The following is a 20,318-nucleotide window of genomic DNA, read 5'->3' as shown; positions in this document are numbered from 1 at the left end:
ACTTTTATATAGCATCAATCAGCATGTTGCCAATACCATTTTTCTGGTATGCCTGGATAGCTGGTTTAAAGCAACCGTATACGGTTCAAAAGCTTTAGGAATCTGCTATCAGCCAGGCTGTTTCTACAGGTCCCCTGATTAGCAGGTTGTTGAATAATAAACTAAGCTAATTAAATAAGTATGGGAAAATAAAGCACATGAAATCACCCAAAACCATTGCCGATAACTCCGATATTATTGAACTGTTATTTAATAGCATGCCCTTTTCATATGTTTACTGGAAAAATACTGAAGGGGTCTACATGGGCGCCAGCACGAATCAAATCAAATTATTTGATCACGACGGTACCGGTTTTGTGGGAAAAACTATTTATCAAGTTCTTAACGATCAGGCTACGGCAAAGGCTATTGATGATACAGATAATAAAATCATGCGAACGGGTATTCCTGAAATCCTTGAGGAACCCGTTATTACCCCGCAAGGAGAAAAAAGAATATTTCTTTCCCAAAAGCAACCCATAAAAAACAGCAAAAATGAAACTGTTGGCTTAATCGGATTTTCTTTAGACATTACAGATCGCAAGAAAATTGAAGAGGAATTAACGTTAGCTAAAGAAGCAGCTGAGGCAGCAAATAAGGTAAAAACAGAATTTCTGGAAAACATGCGCCATGATATCCGAACACCTCTTTCAGGAATTGTAGGTTTTTCTGAAATTATAAAATCAGAATCAACTGAACCAAAAATTAAGGAGTATGCAGTTAATCTGGTAGCTTCCAGTCATGCTCTACTTAATTTAATGGATGAAGTTTTGGAAGCAGTCAAGGTTAGCTCCGGGGAAATCCCGATGCTAAAACGCAAATTTAATCTGAAACGAACACTGGAACAAGTGGTTGCCCTTTACCAGGCTAAAGCTTATGAAAAGCATTTAAAACTATCTCTCACCCTAGATCCCAATCTTCCCTGCTTTGTTATCGGTGATAAAATCCGCTTGCATCGTATAGCTCTCGAATTAATTGGTAATGCCCTGAACTTCACTGATGTGGGTCATGTATTAGTCCATGTATCCTTGGCTAAGAAAGAAAGCCAGCAATTAGTAATTAAACTGACTGTGACTGATTCGGGTATAGGCATACCTAAAGAAAAACAACAGGAAATTTATCTGCAATTCAAAAGGTTAACTCCATCATATCAAGGAATTTATAAAGGAACCGGTCTAGGACTGTATGTAGTTAAGCAATTTGTTGATGAGTTAGGTGGTGAAATTTATGTTAAAAGTGAACCCATGAAAGGAACCTGTTTTACGTGTTTATTTCCTTTTCAAGCGCCACTGTTGGATGATGATTCTGGGATTGATGAGACAGATGAATCCAAAATGGATCGCCCTTTCATGCAACCACTACCCCACCCTTTATCTCGAACACCAAAACCAACTGAACAGACAACACCTCAATTGATGACTGATGTACTGGTGGTTGAAGACAACTTTATTGCTCAAACCGTTGCTCGCGCTCTTTTAACCCAACTATCCTGTAAGGTTGATATTGCATCTAATGGCAACCAGGCTCTTCAATTATGTAAGAAAAATCAATACGACCTGATTTTTATGGATATAGGATTAGGAAATGGAATAGATGGTTATGAAGTGACACGTCATATTAGAACGATGCCTAGTGATAAAAAACACACCCCTATTATTGCCCTGACAGCACATGGTGGTGATGAAAGCAGAAAACGATGTATCGAATCAGGAATGGATGCCGTACTCACTAAACCACTTACTCAAGCCCATGCAATGGATGTGATTAAAACCTTCACTCACAAAAGACGCAATCTACCAGAGATAAAATCTACCAAAGCAAGACACGACCTGCCTGACAGTAATGACGAGCTGTTTCAATTAAACCAATTCCCTATCCTGGATATTGAAGTAGCATTGAAAAACTGTGGCCAGAAAAACATGGTAAACGATCTCCTGTCCTTAATGATTAAAGATCTCCCTACTGATTTAGCTCAAATGCATCAAGCATATAAAACCCATAAATACGATGAAGTTGAAAAACTGGCACATAAAATTAAAGGTGGAGCACTTTATTTGGGTACAACACGAATGAAATATGCCTGCCAGTATGTCGAACGATATTGGAAATCAGGACAACATGAATTATTTAATCCACTCGTCGAACAGGCAGTTAATACTATTGATGAGACTATCAAATATATTGAGGGTTGGCTCAGGTCTGACACGTAGTGAGGTAAGCTGGGCCGAATACGACCCAACATGGATTCACCTAAGTGTTCTTGGGTTTAAGGGCTATTTACAAGAAATGTTGCATTCTATTTTTATTCTCCCTCAAGTAAAATCCCAGATGTGAATAGTGATGAAAAGAATTACGTTTTTGCAATGAGGTTTGATCTTCCCAAAGATGAAAAGTTTCATAAAAACTCTCGTCACAATTATCACGTTGACTTACTACCAATGTGTCTGTCTTAACATCACCATTCGCAGGAAAAGTAACGAAAGATGCTCCTTCAATACCCATAATAGTTGGCTTGTCACCTTTGAAAACAGGAATGCGAGTTGGATAAAAATAGTCTGTAACTTCATCATATAAATAGATGTAATAATGACCTGTTTTTGCTTTGGCTCTTAATTTGATGCCATTGGTGCAGCCATAATAATCGTATGAAATAGTTTTTTCGTCTATTGCGTATAAATAAGCAATAATCTCTCCTCCATCGTTCTGGTGTAACCTTGCTTTAAATGGTGAATTTAGAATCTGCTTTTTCATTTGTGCAATTACCGTATAATGTTCCGCATCAGGACTGACACTACCATCCAGGCAAGTGGTAGGAGACGAAACTTCAGCGGGGCGAATTGTAATATGAGTTTTAGCTTTATCACTAAATCCAACGTTGACTTTAAAATCACTCTCCTCATCGACTAACGCGTAAGGAAATGATGAGTTGGCTTCCAATATTTCAGAGTAAGCTTTTTTAGAATATTCATCGAGTTGCGTGCTTAGCGGGTAGATTTTAAATTTCACATGAAAAGTAGGACATTTACTATCTTGTGAATAAACCACCTTTTCTAATGAGATGTTATGTTTTTGTAAAACAGGTAAAACCGGATGGCTCACTTCTTTAGGCTCATCAGCTTGAATGTCTTTTGATGAAACAGATAATTTTAAATTCTTGAGAAGCAAAATCCTGTCTTGATATTTATTCAGTAAACAGTGCTCCAAATTTAGCGAGGAAATGCAATAATCTCGCTCTTTTAACCACATTTTTTGTCGATTCACAAAAGCAGAGGGCTGTTTATCCTCAAGTTGATAATAAAGTTTTGAAAGTACGCGATCTGCATCTGCGAGTTTTTTAGAGTGACAAATAGCATGTTCTATATTCGTTCTGGCTTTATCACAATTGAAACTTGTTTTATATGTTTGAGGTTTATTATCAGGAGAGTATTCATTAACAGATACAGCCAAGCAATTCGTTGTATGCATCAAATTGAACAGAATTAAAAGACTAAGAATAGTGTGTCGCTTTAACATATTATATTCCTTGATTATGAACTTGATTTTATAAGTCAGATGATGATCCGACGATTCCATTTTTTATCTAATTTTGATTGAGCAGATCAGCAGGAGAGTGTTTAAAATTCAAGTAAAAAGTCAGACTTGTTCTATCTCTAGATAAAGGAAATTCAAATAAAGAAAGATCGTATTGATGAATGACTTTTAGAATGGGATTGAGCCATTTTTTATATCGAGGGATTAAAAACTCTGAGGCTGAATGTGCTGCGTTTAAAGTGCTAGACAATAATAAGAAAGCACATAAAATTCTTATTTCAATTTCCATATTTTTTCCAGTTCCATCTGAGGTTAGTTCTTTAAAACAGGCGAAGGATATCAAATAATTCAAAAATATCAAAGAAAAAAGTGCCATGTAAGGAACTATGAATACAAAAATAGCTCCCTAATCTGTGCCTAGAAACAGGCCCATACCTTAATATAAGCAAGAAAAGCAAACCAACTCTCCTTTATGACTAAGGGCCAAATGTAGCTCAAATCCCCCCAAAATTACCAACAGAATTATGGCCTCACTGAGGACATACCCTGAATCTTGAAATTCAAATTGAACTATGCGGTTGAAATTGACTTTTGTTTATAAAAATGAGAACGCATATATTATTGTGTACCGTCAGCGTTACTCCCCCAGACGAATAAATTATTCATTGAAAATCATATACTTCTCTCATCAGAGTGGTTGGCATTGAATTATTTTTTTTAACATATTACGATGCTCAACAAAAAAAATTACAGGATTTTTCATGTTCAAACTCAAGGATTGGATTTATTGTTTTTTTCTTTTCGCCTCACCTTCTTTATTCGCCTTAACAACACTCATTGTTACAGACAACACAGATAATGACCCGGGTGGTTTCGGATTAAATGGGGAGCTGAGATATTTTCTGAATACAATGAATCAAAATTTAAATACGGCACCTGATGATTACGCCATTGTTTTTGATCATCCTATGACGATACAACTCAATGGAATTCTGCCGATTATTAATAACTCCTCAAATCCTGTAAACATTACAATTGGCAATCCTACCCCCAACTTTACGGTCACAATTGACGGTAACAACGGCGCTTACAGCGGGTTTTTTATTCCTACAGGAACTGTAACGATCCAAAATATGATCTTTCAAAACCTGACCGCAAAAGGAGGCGATGGCGGAAACGGAATTTCTGGCGGTGGTGGTGGTATGGGTGCCGGAGGAGCTATTTACGCACCTCGAACATTTTTAAATGGTTCAAATCCTGCAATTACCTTGTTGAATGTATTGATACGCAACTGCTCTGCGGTTGGCGGAAATGGAGGAAACTATTTTACCCTGATGTCTACAGGTGATGAAGGAGGAGGCGGCGGCGGTGGCTTCAGTGGAAATGGAGGCTCTATTACAACCACAGGAACTACTGGTGGTGCAGGAGGTGGCGGTTTTGGTGGTAATGGAGGTGATGTCACACTTTCGACATCCGATCCATCTGGCGCCGGCGGTGGGGGTGGCGGTGGTGGTGGCATAGGTTCTCGCGCTACCCTGGGATTATTAACCAATCTCGGAGATGGAGGAGCGGATAACAACCCCGGGCTCGATGGGAACGGCTATGGTCTCAACATTCCTGCAGGTTCTGGAGGAGGAGGTAATTCTGGCGGAATTAATGCAGGCGGCGGCGGTGGAGGGAGTGGCACACCTTCAGGAGGAGGCGGAGGCGGAGGAAACGCAGGAATGAATGGCCTCAATCCTCAAGGCTCGACCCCCCCCTTACGCAGACAGAATATCGATCCTTCCGGAGGCAATGGAAGTGATGGTGCGGGAAGCGGCGGTGGTGGAGTCGTCATATTTAATCCCGTACAAAATGACATTGATGGGCACTCGGGGACTGCTGGTTATGCCGGTGGCGGTGGTGGTGGCGCTGGTACTGGAGCTTATGATAACTCACCCTATTCCTATACTGTACAAGGTGGTTCGGGAGGTATTGGCGGTGGTGGAGGTGGTGGCGGAGTCAACCAATCGGGAATGACGTCCGCGGAAGGCGGCAACTCTTCCGGCGGAGGGGGAGGAGGTGGAGGTGGCCCCTCTAATGGTCCAACTGCTTTCGGTGGAGTGGATACAGGTAATCTCGGTGGAGGAGCCGGAGGATTGGGAGCCAGTTCCTATGGATCGGGCTTCGGTGGCGGAGGAGGTGGAGGAGGAAGCGGTCTCGGCGCTGCTATCTTTGTGGACAGCAATCTAAATTTCACAGTACAAGCACTATCGGGAGTTCCAACCACCTTCAATACTCCAAACAACACGGTACAAGCAGGAATTCATGGAACTGGTGGACCAGGAGGTTCGGACGGCTTCGATGGCTCAGCTATGGGAACTAGTATTTTTCTGCGCACGGGTTCTTCTCTCACATTCCTGGCACAAGATGCTGGAGATCTATTGACACTTGGAGATCAGGTCGCATTTACCGATGATACTGTTTTTGGCACTGGAGGAACCGGTGTCTTTATTAGAGGAAATGGAACCGTTGTTTACAACGGAGCATCCGATTATCCAGGGACGGTTAAAATCGATAATGCGAATTTCAAAGTCAATGGACAGATCAATCAAGCATCAATTTCTGTCTGTAGAAACAGCAACCTCAGTTCGCAAAGAGGTACTCTTAGTGGCAGTGGAACCTTGACAGGAGCCGTCAATGCCAACTCCGGAACGATTTCACCAGACACAGGGGCAACGCTCACCCTAGGCAGCTTGTCTCTAAACTCCTCAGCATCAGGAGGTGGCATTGGAAGCCTTGTTCATATCGACATCAACACCAATGGCACTTCTTTGGTCGCCGTTAATGGACCCGCATCGCTAGCAGGCACTTTAGAAATCAATCTGGCTCCAAACACTCAGCCTGGCCTTTACACTATTCTCACTTCATCGGGAATTACAGGTACCTTTGATTCCGTCACATTTACAGACAATCCCGCCACATTTATGGGAACAACTCCACTTTATACCCTTTCCTATTTACCAGTCGGAGCCCCTACTTATGTGCAATTTAATTTCCTAGGCTATCCTGCGCCCCCCCCACCCTCTCCTTCCTCCGTTGACATACCGGCTACAGTAAATGGATCACCTATAGTGAATCCTGCTGTTGTTTGTTGTGGCAGACCTGTTATCCTTGGACCGTTGCCAGTGCCAGGATCTGGACCTACCATTTATACCATTATCAACCAGACAGGTAATGTCACATGTCACATTGGACAAACCTCAACTCAAACTTATCTGAAAATGAATGGTAAAAATGGTTCCTGTACCATCATTGGCAAAAAGAATGGTATCGTCTCTAATCCTTTGAAGGTAATAGCCCCATGAATAAATATTTGAAATTGATTAAGGGGGTTATACTAGTAAGTGTCCTAATTGACCTGGCTTATGCAAATCATCCTTCATCTTCTAACTCTTTGTTAAATAATTGGACCGGATTTTATCTAGGAGTAAATGAAGGATTTGTTTTTAGCAACGTTCAATTAAAAGCACAACAGTTAGGTTTTACTAATCCGGATGGAATTTGTAATACCAATGCAGAGTTCACGACCTACTCTCCTGGAATACAATTGGGATTCACGCACCAATTCCCCAACTATCTTGTATCCGGTATAGAAGCAAATCTCTTCTTTAACACGAGAAAAGATAACACTTTAGATTGCAACTGCCCTAATAATCCCGAAGTATCTGATCGCTTCATACTTAAGAATCAAATGCACTATTCGATAAAGGGCCGACTGGGTCCTGCCCTGAATTGGAATAAAAACCAACTTCTCCCGTATGTAACAGCTGGAGCCAGCTTTGCAAACGTACGCTTGACCTACACCAATGAAGGAGAAGATTATTACTCCAAACATAAGAACACAGCAGGCTCGCTAATAGGCGCAGGTATCGAATGGGCTTTTATGAACAATTGGACATTACGCACAGAATATAATTATGTACATTATGGAAATTCTATTAACCTCCCAATACCCAGTATTTATGGCTTGATAGATACTGACGGAAATGCTCGTATTAATCAAAATACCAATAACATCATGATCGCAGTTAGTTATTGGATTTGATTAGGAATGCACTGTTTGTTAGTGGAAACTGGGTACCCCTCCCATATTTAGTGGCATCCTAAATTAGAGCTCATTAACTGATTTTTCTAACAGAACAATTGCCTGGCTTAATTACAGGATTTTGGGTCATAGACCCATTATTGAGAAGTTAGAATCGGAGTTTACTATGACTTATTCGAGCTAAAAAAGCCCATCATGCTTGATATAAAAGCATCTGTATGTATAATCGCCAAAATCATGATTACCAGCTCTAAGGATTTAACGTTAAATGAGTGCGCGAGCAGATACTCTTTTTAAACCTCAACGAATTAATAAATCAATTTTATCTGATGACGATGTCAAAGAAGTTTTAATTAATGTTTATCCCAGTATATTCTCTGCAGAACAATTTGCTGATGGTTCAGCATGTTTACTCTGCTGTGGTGTTAACGACACCTATAAAATATCAATTGCTGATAATAATTATATATATCGAATTTATACGCATCAATGGAAAACAAAAGAAGCAATTCTGGCCGAAATCGGTGTTATTAATGATTTAAAAGAAGAATTGGATATGGCTCATTATCCAATCAATACCGAGAGCGGTAAATGGATTACGGGAATTGAGATGCCAGAAGGAACACGCTATGGCGTTCTGTTAAGTTATGTGGCAGGTAATATGACTGCTTGCACTTTAGAAACATCCTATCTAATAGGGCAACAGCTTGCACTATTACACGATGCGTTCGATGAGCAAACCTATAGGGATGATCTCCATATTTATAATGAGGGTAGTTTAATCAAAAAACCTTTTGCTACCATACTTAAAGCAATGCAAACCAGCAGAAACGGTTCCATTGAGCAGCTGAAAAAATGTACTAGCGCTATTTCTGCTTTACCAATGCCCCGATTGTCCAGAACTGCATATGGCCTATGTCATGGCGATGCACATTTCAATAATACTGTGATTAGTACTGGCGGCAAGATCGAGTTTATTGATTTTGATTTATGTGGCTATGGAGCAAGAACTTATGATCTTGCTACTTTGATGTGGAAGATAGAATTAAGAACTGATACTCGTGCCCAAAAATCCAGAATGCAATTAGCTTTATTAAGAGGTTATGAACATGTACGTGAATTAACTGATGAAGAAAAAAAATCCATACCCACTTTTGTGGCCTGGCGTCATATATTTTGGATGGGTGCCCAAGCTAAATTATTACCCAATCTGTACGGCTATTTATTATTATCCAATGATTACTATAAAACTCACTTAGGCTGGCTTGAGAATTGGATTGCTCAGGGGCATAGTGATTGCACAAAAATGATACTTTCTGGCGATCTGCAATTGCAACCTAACGATACTGTGTCAATTACCGATCTCCAAATTGAGTGGTGGCAAAAACAACGAACAGGCTTAATTACGCGATTAATCCGAGAAGCCTCTCTTCAGAGAGATGTAATGCACTTTGCGCATCTGCATTCAGAGGATAATTTAGTCCAAGCGGTTAACATTGCTGAGTCATCAGCTCATTTGACGAATGCCATATGATAAACACTATACTAAGCACCAATGGGAGTTTAAAAGCGTATCGAAGCCGTGCTGATTATTGGGAAAAGTTAGCTACAGTAAGGCATAATCCGCGCAGGGTTATTTCAGCAAATCATGCATGTCAGTATTACCCTATTTCAAAACAAGCCCTGGTCATTCACCCCAAGATAACTGAACGGGGTTTTGAAGCCATTCGTTTTATACTGGTACAATCGATGTATAAATTTATGAATGAAGTGGCTTATATCGAAACTGAACTCGTTAATTCAGTTGCCGAAAATATTTTAAAAGATAAATTACCCTTTCTTTATTGTCATGAGTTAAAGCAAGATATGCTCACCATTATTATTGATGAAGCTTATCATGCTTATGTTGCCAAAGATTATGTGCAACAGGTTAGTTCATTATTACAAATACCTCCCATTTATACCCCTCGCCATACGGAGCTTGCGAAAGCAATTGCCGTTTCAAAATTATTATTACCCCCTTATCTTCATGATGTATTTTCAGTAATCGCAGTGTGTATTAGTGAAAATACGTTAACAAAAGAATTAATTTCTTTTATAAGTGAGCCCGAATTAGATCCCTCGTTCATCCAGCTGATGAAAGATCATTTAAGTGATGAAGGCAGGCATGCGGGGATATTTTCTGATACCCTAAATATAACCTGGCAGTATATTTCAGAAGACGATAGAAAATTAATTGCAGAGGTTTTGCCCACTTTTATTGAATATTATTTATCCCAACAAGGTGAACAAGAGTTTGCACGTCTTTTACTAAAGGAGCTCAATTTTTCTGAAGAGGACAGTGAATTAATTATTGCAGATACCTACCCAGTTCGATCAGTTCAACAACTCAATCAAAGTAATCCAATTATTAAAAATATTATTTCATTAATGAGTAGAAATCATTTATTAGATGATAAATGGGTCCGTCATCATCTAACTCGCCATGGTTTTGACCTTGAGCTAAAAAATAAGCTCAAGCCAGCCGTAAAACCAATAGACGACAATAATCTTATCAAGGAATTAAATAAAGCAATCAGACAATATAGAGACAAGATTGCACTTAACTATAAAAACGAGACACTTACTTATTCGGAGCTTGATAAAGCCATTGAATCAATGGCAGCTCATATCCAGTCCAAAATTGAACATACACAAGCACAGCAACTCATTGCAATTTGTTTGCCTCGAGGTATTGAGGTCATTATTGCTATTCTTGCCATACTTAAAACCGGGCATGCCTACTTACCCATAGCACCAGATACTTCCGCTCAAAGATTAAAAAATATTTGTGAAACGGCACAAATTAATACAGTGCTTACTAATAATAACTATGCAACTAAATTCCCTCATTTGAGCATTATTAATATTGATCAGAAAGTAGAAGAGCTTGATACCACGCCTCCCTATCGTATGGCATACGGACACGATTTAGCCTATGTGATCTTTACCTCAGGTTCAACCGGTACTCCCAAAGGCGTCATGATCACCCAGCATTCCGTTCTTAATCTAATTAATGCGGTACGGAACAAATGTTCAATCAATGAACAAGATAAAATAGTACAATTTTTTGAAACCACTTTTGATGTATCAGTGGCTGAATTATTTATGACTTTATTTTCAGGAGCCACATTAGTCATTGCGGATAACGACGAGCGAACTGACCCTGAACGACTCCTGGATTTATTAAAAAACCAACAAGTAACAGTACTTACCTTGCCGCCACCATTCTTAAATTTAATGCCCGTAACTAAACTTCCATCATTACGAATGCTGATTGTTACCGGAGATGTGGCCAATCAAGCTTTAATTGATAAATGGCTAGCAGTAACTGAAGTGCTCAACGCTTATGGTCCTACCGAAACTACTGTTTGGGCAAGCATCGGTTATTTCAATCAAACAAACGAGTTTAATAATCTAGGATCTGCGCTGGATAATGTGCAGTTTTATGTTTTAAATGAACACATGGATTCAATTAAACCTGGCGAAACAGGGGAATTATTTATCGCAGGTCAATGTTTGGCAACCGGTTATCTGCACGATCATATAAAAACCAACTCTGTTTTTATCAATAATCCCTTTAAACCGGATACATTAATGTACCGAACAGGCGATTACGTTAAGTTATTACCAGGTGAGCAATTATTATATCTGGGAAGGGTAGATAGGCAAATTAAAGTTCGCGGATATCGGATAGAACTAACAGAGATTGAAGCTGCCTTACTCACTTTGTCTGAAATATCTCAGGTTGCCTTGGTGATTCACGGAGATAGCCTGGATAAACAAATAGTATGTTTTTACCGTTCAGTACACTCCGAATTAAAGGCTGAAAAAATTCGCCAGGAGTTATTGATATTATTACCGGAATATATGATCCCCTCACGTTTTATTCCAATCAACTCCTTTCCAGTTACTTCTAGTGGAAAAATTGATTATAAATTTTTATCACAAGAATATTTAAATAATTTCTCGTCTATTGAGCCCATAACCAATAAACAATTATCACTATTAGACTGCTTTAAACACATATTGAAGTTAGAGCATATTGAAGGGGATGACAATTTCTATTATCTCGGAGGCGACTCCTTACAAGCAGTTCGCTTAGTTAGCTTGATAAACCAGAATTACAATTGCAAATTAACCATAAAAACCTTTGCCCAAGCAGCCACTATTAATGACATTGAGCGCCATATTAATGGTTCACAATGTGCAACCACCCTAACTTTAGCTATTGAAGAATTTTAAAGCGGATAACATGATGAATCATTCCATTGAACAATTAATCCAAGAAATACATCAGATTGGATTTATTATTTCAACATCCGGCAATAATATAAAATGTATTCCTATTATGAATAATGTACTGCCTGATGAGTTCAAACAAAAAATAAGAGATAACAAAAAGCAAATTATCGACCAGCTGAATATAAAAAAAAATTGTTTATCCGATGGTCAGCGGAGAATGTTTTATATTAATCAAATCAATCCGGATAGTTGTGCTTATAGCGTTCCTTTTTTATTAAGTATTCATGGTAAAATTGATGAACAAAAACTTGAAAACGCCATAAATTCGATCGTTTTAAAACATTCAGTACTCCACACTAATTATTCTGCTGACTCAACTCAGAATGCTTCAAAAATAAAGCTATCAACCCAATTTGTATCATCAGAACAATTAGAGCGGGCTATAAATACTGAAATCAGTAAGCCTTTTGCATTAGAGTTAGAGGCGCCTATTCGATGTTCTTTATATCAAACATCTGAAGATAAATTGTTCCTATTAATTAATCTGCATCATATCTGTCATGACGGATGGTCAATAGACATTTTCTTTGAGGAATTATGTGGGCATTATAATAATACCTGCTCCGTACACGCTTTAGATTTTCAATATCATGATTATGCTTATTTTCTAGAAAGTTATAAATTAAGTGAGCAATATTCTCAAAGCCTGGATTTTTGGCGTGCTAGTCTAGAGGGAGCTATTCCTACAACTTTACCCAGCGATATCAACGGTCTAATTACAGATAAACCACTGTGCGAACGTGTAACGTTCTCTTTGACAACAGTACAGTCACAATTTGTGACCTTATTTGCTAAAGAATGCCATACGACCCCATTCATTGTCTTACTCAGTTTTTTTAACATTCTTCTGTCACGGTATACAAACTCGAATGACGTTGTTATAGCAACACCTATCCATAATAGAGCACTGTCCTATTTAGATAAACTGATTGGTTATGTATCTAATACCTTATTAGTAAAACAGGAGTTAGCCTCTAATCAGACAATTAAAGGCAATATTATTGCAATGGATAAGCAATTTACCTCCTGTCTTGAGCATAGTTTGGTGGATATCAGTGAAATCCCATGTCTGCAACAATTGACCAATCAAATACCCGTTTTATTTTCCTATCAAAAATTTAACTTTCTCACTGAAGACTTAACTTTGGGAGAGACTAAATCATCTGTTTCCTTAATTTTTACAGGTTATAACAAAGCCGATTTATTAATTAATTTTATAGATAATAAAAGTAATTTGTCCGGATACATTGAATACAATACTGAGCTTTATTCCAAAGATCTGATTAATCGCTTCATTGAACATTTCATGGAAATTATTAATCAAGTAGACCATAACAATCACCTGAACATTAATGAATTAAGTTTTTTAAATACTTCTGAGCAGCAGAAACTCAATGAAATTAATATCAACGATTTCCCTGACAACACAACAGATATTATCCAATACTTCAATAAGCATGTTCAGCAACAGCCTGAAACAATTGCTATAGAATTTCTAGATAAAACATTATCATATCGTGATGTTGAAAAAAAAACAGATGCAATTGCCCTGTTTATTCAGGAGAAAGTTCGGCCTGGAGATATCATTGGCATCAGTATAGTTGACCCTTTTTTATTCGTTATTACTTCCTTGGCAGTATTAAAACTTCGTTGTATTTACATGCCAATAGATCTGAAACAGCCATCAAACTATCTGCATAATCAATTGGAACAGACCAAGCCCTCTTTGCTAATCTCAGACAGCCATGATGCTTTTTTTTCTATTACCTGGCCATGTAACATAGTAACTTATGATGAAATAGAGCAGCTTGAGGTAAATGAAGAACAAACATTTATTAGTGATATGTACCAGGCAGAGGAATCTGCTTATATTATGTTTACATCGGGTACAACAAGTACTCCGAAAGGTGTTATTGTATCAAGAAAGAATATTGTTGATTTAGTCTGTCAGAACAAATATTTTAAGCCAGAAGCTACCGATAAAGTAGCTCAAATATCAAATCTTGCCTTTGATGGAGCAACATTTGAACTTTGGGGGGCTTTACTGAATGGCTTAACTCTGGTTATTGTTCCGAAGGATTTATTAAATGACCCATTTAAACTGGGAGAATTTTTAAAAGAATCGCAGGTTAGTATTTCATTTATTACTACAGCCTATTTTATCCAAAGTTTATCCGTTAATAATAAGACTTATTCCAGCCTCCGCTGTATTTATGTTGGTGGAGAGTCTATACCTGCTCATATTTATGATACTCTGATTACTGCAGGCCTTGATAAGAAAACTATTTTTAATGTTTATGGCCCGACTGAAGCAGTCAGCTTTTCAACCTTCTACTCTTATTTTCCTTGCACCACCAGACCCTCCATAATACCCATTGGTAAACCAATATCTCATCGCGTTTGTCTTGTCATGAATGACGAAGAGCAAATAGTGCCTTTTGGTGGGATAGGCGAATTGCATATTGCGGGTAGCATTGCAAAAGGATATTTTGGCCAACCCGATTTAACCCATAAAAAATTCATTAAAATTAACTACTTAAATCACACTATTTTTTATAAGACAGGGGATTTGGTAAAATTCTCAGCATCTGGCGATTTGATATTTTTAGGTCGTAAGGATGGGCAGGTAAAACATCGGGGCTACCGAATAGAACTGGAGGCTATTAATCAAACAGTTATGATGCTACCTGAGGTGAAACAATCATACATCCATCTGGTGAAAAAGGATAACGAGCCAACCCAATTAATTGCTTTTTTAGTACTTACCAATCATTTAAAAACAGCTAATGAAACCGAACACATTAAAGCCACTCTTCAACAGCAATTACCTGCTTACATGCAACCGGATAGATTTTTTATTGTTGATGAAATTCCCTTAAATAAAAATAAAAAAATTAATGTGCATGCCTTAATGGAGTTATATGAAAAGCAATTGGTAATGCCTGTAGTGATGGCTAAATCGAATACTAGTGAAGCAAAGCTTGCAACACTTTGGATAGACGCTTTAGGGCATCAAAAATTTGATAAGAACAGTGGTTTTTTCCAATCAGGTGGCGACTCTCTCAGTTTATTAAAATTACTCGTCTCGATTCAAAGTAATTTTGACTTACAAATCTCATTACGAGAACTGTTTACAGCCAACACTTTTGAGGAAATGCTTCAATACATTGAGTCTTCCAATCATAGTGTAATTAAAGAAGAATTAGTTAGTACCAATCAAACCTGTTTACTCAACAAAGCCCAGCAAAATCTCTTGTTTCTTGAGGCGTTTACTCAGGTTAACGGGTTATATCATATTCCATTAGCGCTCAATATTATTGGGCCTTTAAATAAAGAAAAACTAAGAAAAGCAATTAAATTATTTACCCAAAGGCACCCTTTATGTCATTCAGTAATTACTACATTAAATGGCAAACCTCATCATACACCAGGTGAGTATTCGGATAATTTTAGCATTATTGATTTAAGCAATTCGAATAATACTAAAGAGGAAATAGATTTATTGATCTTAAATGAATCAAACAAAGCATTTAAATATGATAAGGAACCCTTATTCCGAAGTTGCCTGATTACTAAAAAACCTCAGGAACATATTTTATTACTCACTTTTCATCATGCTATTGCTGATGGCTGGAGTCTTTCGATTGCTTTAAATGAAATTGCCCTACTCTATTGCAATAGTGACTGTCAATTGCCTCACTTGACCTATAACTATTTTAATTACAGCGCATTCATGGAACAAATAGACCACTCTAATTATGGAAAAAATGCAAAATTATATTGGCAAAACCAGTTATCCGATATCCCTCTTTCTAATAATTTACCCTGTGTGGTTAAAAACGACCTATCAAAACCCCATTCCGGAGAACACTTTAAATTTACCCTCCATACTAGCCAGATCGAGATAATAGATAAAATAGCTGCAGTAAATAACACAACAAGAATTATAGTTCTTTTTAGTTTTTATCAATTATTACTTTTTAAATTAACTAAAAATAAAACCATGGTGACTGGAACACCCATTGCTAATCGTAAAATTAAAGGAACAGAACATATAGTCGGTTATTTTGCAAATACTACGCCCATCCGATCGCATATTGATTCAGAAATGAGCTTGTTTGCGTTCATTAATAATTTACAAAATACTTTTTTGGAAGCAGAAGAACATACACTCCCATTTGAAAAAATTATTGAATCAATAAATCTCAATCATAAACCATCTGAGCAGCCACTGTTTCAAACCTGGATGTATTCCTATAACCTCGATGAATTACAATTTAAAACAGAGACGTTGAAATCCAGCGCGATGTCATTTGCACTGCCTTCCGCTAAATACGATCTTTCTATGGCCTTGATTTTTATGAAAGGCTCTATTTCAGTTCAGTTCGAATACGCGACTGCACGATTTAATTCAGCAATGATTCGTAATTATGCGGGAATATTTATTGAATTAATTGAGCAATTTGAAGGACAAGACACTTCCCTGGAGCACTATTTACAATTGAATCGCCCTCAGAGCAAGTCGGATAATCTCTATGATTCATTTGTCGAAATGGTGCAACTTTATCCTGAGCGGATTGCCATAACGTCAACAGCAACAGCTTATACCTATAGTATTTTTCATCAGCGAATAAAAAGACTAGCCTGTATCTTAATTGAAAAAGGCGTTTGTGCAGAAGATACTGTCGCGGTACTTTTGCCAAACTCAATCGATCAGATTTCGTGGTTTTATGCCTGCATGCAGATCGGGGCCATTTATGCACCCATCGATTCAGAACAGCCTGAAGATCGTAAATTAAACATCATTGAACAGCTAACGCCCAAGCTACTGATAAATAAAGAAATAAATACAAAATTTCTTGAAGAGATTGAAGAAAGAATCCTCAATAACGATCTGGTAATTGCTGAACAACAGATAACTAATTCAGCCCGATCTGATGTGGCTTATATAATCCATACCTCTGGATCAACAGGTATCCCAAAAGCGGTTGCTTGCTATCATCATAGTGTATTAAATCTTTTTGAAACAATAAATGAACTTGCTCCAGTTAAGAATATTGTTTCAGGAACAGTTTGGACACAGTGTACCTTTGACGTATCCATTTATGAAATATGCTACCCCTTAACTAATGGAGGCACTCTGCATGTATTAACTGATGAGATTCGTCTCGTCCCAGATAATTATTTTGAATACCTTAACTCACAACAGATAAACACAGCCTATATTCCTCCCTTTTTATTACCCTTATTTCTAAAATACCTGAATAAGATATCCAATCCGATTCATTTGCAACGCTTATTAATTGGAGTAGAGAAAATATCATTAGATTTAGCTTACGCCATACAAGAAAAGCTACCTAATACTATTATTGTAAATGGCTATGGCCCGACAGAAGCAACAATTTGCTGTACTTTATATCGTCTACCGCCAATACGAACATCCTCAACATTGAATAATGCCTATATACCTATCGGTAAAGTAGTAAACAACAGTGCCTGTTATTTACTCAATGAACATTATGAACCAGTCGAACAAGGTCAAGTTGGAGAACTGTTCATTGCTGGATCAGCCCTTGCAAAGGGATATCACAACGATGTGGAAGACAGCTCATTTACTTATATAGCCATACCTCATTTAGAAAGAGTATATCGTACGGGTGATATGGGAAAACAGGATCATAATAACGATCTTATTTTTATGCATCGGAATGATGATCAAGTTAAAATACGAGGATATCGCATTGAATTAATGGAAATACAAGCAGCATTAACAATGCACTATAAGGATTTGGAGTCCGCCATACTAGTTGCGGCTCATCCGGTTACTCAGACCCCATCAATTATTTTATTTATTGTTAATCAAGACAAAACACTTTGTGAAAAAAAAGTGAAATCAGACCTTGCTTTAAAATTACCAGCGTACATGCTTCCTGACCTGATTATCAATATTGAATACATTCCTATAACTTCTCATGGCAAAACAGATTATGCATCTCTTAAAAAAATAGCTGAAAACTATCACATACCTTCTGCAAAAACTTTGCCCCCAGTTACTACTGAAAATGATACGTCAACTCTCTTACTGTGTATTTGGAAAGAATTATTAATGAATGACTCATTAACTATTGATGATGATTTTTTTGACAATGGTGGAGATTCTATATTAGCAATGCAGATGATTGCTTATGCAAAAGAAAAAGGCATTCATTTGGAATTAAAAAAAGTATTTACACACACAACTGTTAAAGAGTTACTATCTACAACTGTTACAGCTAATCCTGCTATTAATATTATTTCTGAAACCTATCCTTTAACACCTATACAAACCTGGTTTTTTAATCAACCTTTTAAGGATCACCAGGCAGTCAAACAATCGATGCTTTTGTGTTTTCAAAACTCTTTAAATGTTAATGACCTAACAAAAGCCTTTAGAAACTTGTTAAATGAATACCCCATTTTAACAATGCGTTTTAAGAAAAATAATGACATATGGAGCATGCAACCGTCATCTATTTCAATTGATGTTTATTTAAACAATCATATCTCGTTTGAACAGTGCGCTAATTTTACAGAGCTACAGGATAGTTGTTATAGATTAAAAGAAACTATTAATTACCAGGAAGGAACCAATTTTGTTGCCAAAATGTTTTTTCAACGAGATACGAATAAATTTTATATTTATATAAGTGCACATCATTTAGTAATGGATGTAGTCTCCTGGAATATATTATGGCGAAAATTATTCTTTTTTTATAGTAACAAAAATTCGAATAAAAATGTTTCTGGTTCAATTAATTATACAGCCTGGTCTAGTCTATTAAAAAACTCCAATTTAATTGAACACGTGCAAAATGAAATTGCATTTTGGGAAAATCAAACGAATCATGCAAATGTACCTTTTAAATCATTAAATCCAGCAGAGCCACTAATTCGTGTGAAGTCACGCATTATTGAATGCGCCAACATCAAACAGGAAACCGTTTTGGCTTTGGTTGTAATGTCATTGGGTAAAGTCTTCAACCTGAAACAGGTTAAACTAATGCTTGAAAGCCATGGCAGGAGAGTGGAGCAAATCGATGCAGATCTATCAGAATCTATAGGTTGGTTTACTTGTCTATATCCCATGACGTTCGAGGTAAATGAACAACACAGTTTCATCAATCAGGCAAACCAAATTAAAGAAACATTAGGTTCTGTGGCTAATAGTGGACTTGGATATGGCATACTTAAATACGATCATCCAAATAAAAACTCCAGTTTACAGGACGATAAAGAACCTAATATCTTATTTAATTTTCTTGGCCGCTTAGAAGAGCAGCTTAAATTTGCAGAATTAACCGCTGATATTATTCATTTTAATCAAGAGTTCGATAGTGATATTAGTCAATTGCAATTTCCTTTAGAAATAGTCGGCTATCAAAAAAATAATCAACTCATCGTTAAGATGATTTATGATGAGCAAAGTGTAGCAACTGAACTAATTGACTCGTTACTTAATGAGATTGTAAAGCTTAGTGTTGAGAACACCTTGCTATCACAACCCGTACAATTACCTTGTAATAATGTGCATTTATTAAAAAAGGCCGGTTTAGTACCCATTTTTCTTATCCATCCTATCAATGGGAACCTGCATTGGTATGAACCTCTGTTGCAAAGATTAGATAATAATTATACAGTTTATGGCCTAAAATGCCCTCAGTTTTTAATAGATGGCTTAAAAAACATTTCTCTTGAAGTTTTAGCAATGCATTATGCTCAGCAAATCCTTGCGACAATAAATCTTAATCCCTGCATCATTATGGGATGGTCTTATGGTGGTACTTTAGGTTTTGAGATTGTTAAATATATAGAGCAACGAGGGAATCGTAACATTCGTTTTTATGCTATTGATCAACCTTTAATTGTTAATCGCGACAAGGCTTACTTTAGTTATTATGGTATCAAAATCGATGAAAATCGCTTGTTAAGCACAGGTGTGGCCTCTTATTTTCTTGAACTTATAACGGAGCACCCCCTAGACACATCGAAGCAATCTTTATTACTTGATTATTTAGTCCTCTTGGAAAGTCTGCTGGTATATCAACCTCATGGAACAATATCTCATGTGAATTTAATTATGTCGGAACATACAGCCAATAATACCAATTCTCAAGACTGTTATCATTGGTTATCTCATACTCAATTAATACCCAGAATTCAAATAATCAATGGGGATCACTTTTCTATTTTTAGTGAGCGCTACGTTGATAATTTAGCAAAAATTATTAATGAACATGTTAGGGCAATCCCTAGTCAACCTTATGAAACAATGAGTTAG

Annotated in this window: 8 protein-coding genes; 6 read left to right on the top strand and 2 right to left on the bottom strand. The window is 37.2% G+C overall.

Annotated elements, in window-relative coordinates; genetic code table 11:
- Positions 1 to 197 precede the first annotated feature (197 nt).
- Entirely contained in the window at positions 198 to 2,249 is a 2,052-nt protein-coding gene (locus tag Lqua_RS04165; RefSeq protein ID WP_058473013.1) for a response regulator, read from the top strand.
- A 67-nt stretch (positions 2,250 to 2,316) separates the two neighbouring features.
- Here Lqua_RS04165 and Lqua_RS04160 read toward each other — a convergent pair whose 3' ends face one another.
- The gene (locus Lqua_RS04160) at positions 2,317 to 3,552 is read right to left on the bottom strand and encodes a lysozyme inhibitor LprI family protein (protein WP_058473012.1); all 1,236 of its coding nucleotides are present in this window, start codon (positions 3,550 to 3,552) and stop codon (positions 2,317 to 2,319) included.
- 67 nt (positions 3,553 to 3,619) lie between these two features.
- A complete protein-coding gene (locus Lqua_RS04155) occupies positions 3,620 to 3,859 on the bottom strand; it encodes a hypothetical protein (RefSeq protein WP_133141097.1) in 240 nt (79 codons plus the stop codon).
- A 472-nt stretch (positions 3,860 to 4,331) separates the two neighbouring features.
- Between Lqua_RS04155 and Lqua_RS18865 the strand changes: the two genes are divergently transcribed.
- The 5 genes from Lqua_RS18865 to Lqua_RS04130 all read left to right on the top strand — a co-directional run bounded on the left by Lqua_RS18865 (position 4,332) and on the right by Lqua_RS04130 (position 20,318).
- On the top strand, positions 4,332 to 6,917 hold the full coding sequence (locus tag Lqua_RS18865; RefSeq protein WP_058473010.1) for a hypothetical protein: 2,586 nt from the start codon (positions 4,332 to 4,334) through the stop codon (positions 6,915 to 6,917).
- Positions 6,914 to 7,657, top strand: coding sequence for an outer membrane protein (locus tag Lqua_RS04145; RefSeq protein WP_058473009.1), 744 nt, complete (start codon positions 6,914 to 6,916; stop codon positions 7,655 to 7,657). Before Lqua_RS18865 ends, Lqua_RS04145 begins: the two co-directional genes overlap by 4 nt.
- A 268-nt stretch (positions 7,658 to 7,925) precedes the next feature.
- A complete protein-coding gene (locus Lqua_RS04140; RefSeq protein WP_058473008.1) occupies positions 7,926 to 9,191 on the top strand; it encodes a phosphotransferase enzyme family protein in 1,266 nt (421 codons plus the stop codon).
- Positions 9,188 to 11,941, top strand: coding sequence for an amino acid adenylation domain-containing protein (locus Lqua_RS04135; protein ID WP_058473007.1), 2,754 nt, complete (start codon positions 9,188 to 9,190; stop codon positions 11,939 to 11,941). The genes Lqua_RS04140 and Lqua_RS04135 overlap by 4 nt, the downstream gene beginning before the upstream one ends.
- 10 nt (positions 11,942 to 11,951) lie before the next feature.
- Positions 11,952 to 20,318 (top strand): non-ribosomal peptide synthetase, encoded by an 8,367-nt coding sequence (locus Lqua_RS04130; RefSeq protein WP_133141100.1) that lies wholly within the window; start codon positions 11,952 to 11,954, stop codon positions 20,316 to 20,318.

The sequence above is a fragment of the Legionella quateirensis genome (genome assembly GCF_001467955.1).
GTDB classification, from domain to species: Bacteria; Pseudomonadota; Gammaproteobacteria; order Legionellales; family Legionellaceae; genus Legionella; species Legionella quateirensis.
Note: the sequence above shows the minus strand (reverse complement) of the source record. Positions and strands in the feature narration are given on the sequence as shown.

What these genes read in the sequence shown, in the direction of transcription:
- Lqua_RS04165 (WP_058473013.1), top strand. Translation starts at nt 198, where the DNA reads ATGAAATCACCCAAAACCATTGCCGATAACTCCGATATTATTGAACTG.
- Lqua_RS04160 (WP_058473012.1), bottom strand. Translation starts at nt 3,552, where the DNA reads ATGTTAAAGCGACACACTATTCTTAGTCTTTTAATTCTGTTCAATTTG.
- Lqua_RS04155 (WP_133141097.1), bottom strand. Translation starts at nt 3,859, where the DNA reads ATGGAAATTGAAATAAGAATTTTATGTGCTTTCTTATTATTGTCTAGC.
- Lqua_RS18865 (WP_058473010.1), top strand. Translation starts at nt 4,332, where the DNA reads ATGTTCAAACTCAAGGATTGGATTTATTGTTTTTTTCTTTTCGCCTCA.
- Lqua_RS04145 (WP_058473009.1), top strand. Translation starts at nt 6,914, where the DNA reads ATGAATAAATATTTGAAATTGATTAAGGGGGTTATACTAGTAAGTGTC.
- Lqua_RS04140 (WP_058473008.1), top strand. Translation starts at nt 7,926, where the DNA reads ATGAGTGCGCGAGCAGATACTCTTTTTAAACCTCAACGAATTAATAAA.
- Lqua_RS04135 (WP_058473007.1), top strand. Translation starts at nt 9,188, where the DNA reads ATGATAAACACTATACTAAGCACCAATGGGAGTTTAAAAGCGTATCGA.
- Lqua_RS04130 (WP_133141100.1), top strand. Translation starts at nt 11,952, where the DNA reads ATGATGAATCATTCCATTGAACAATTAATCCAAGAAATACATCAGATT.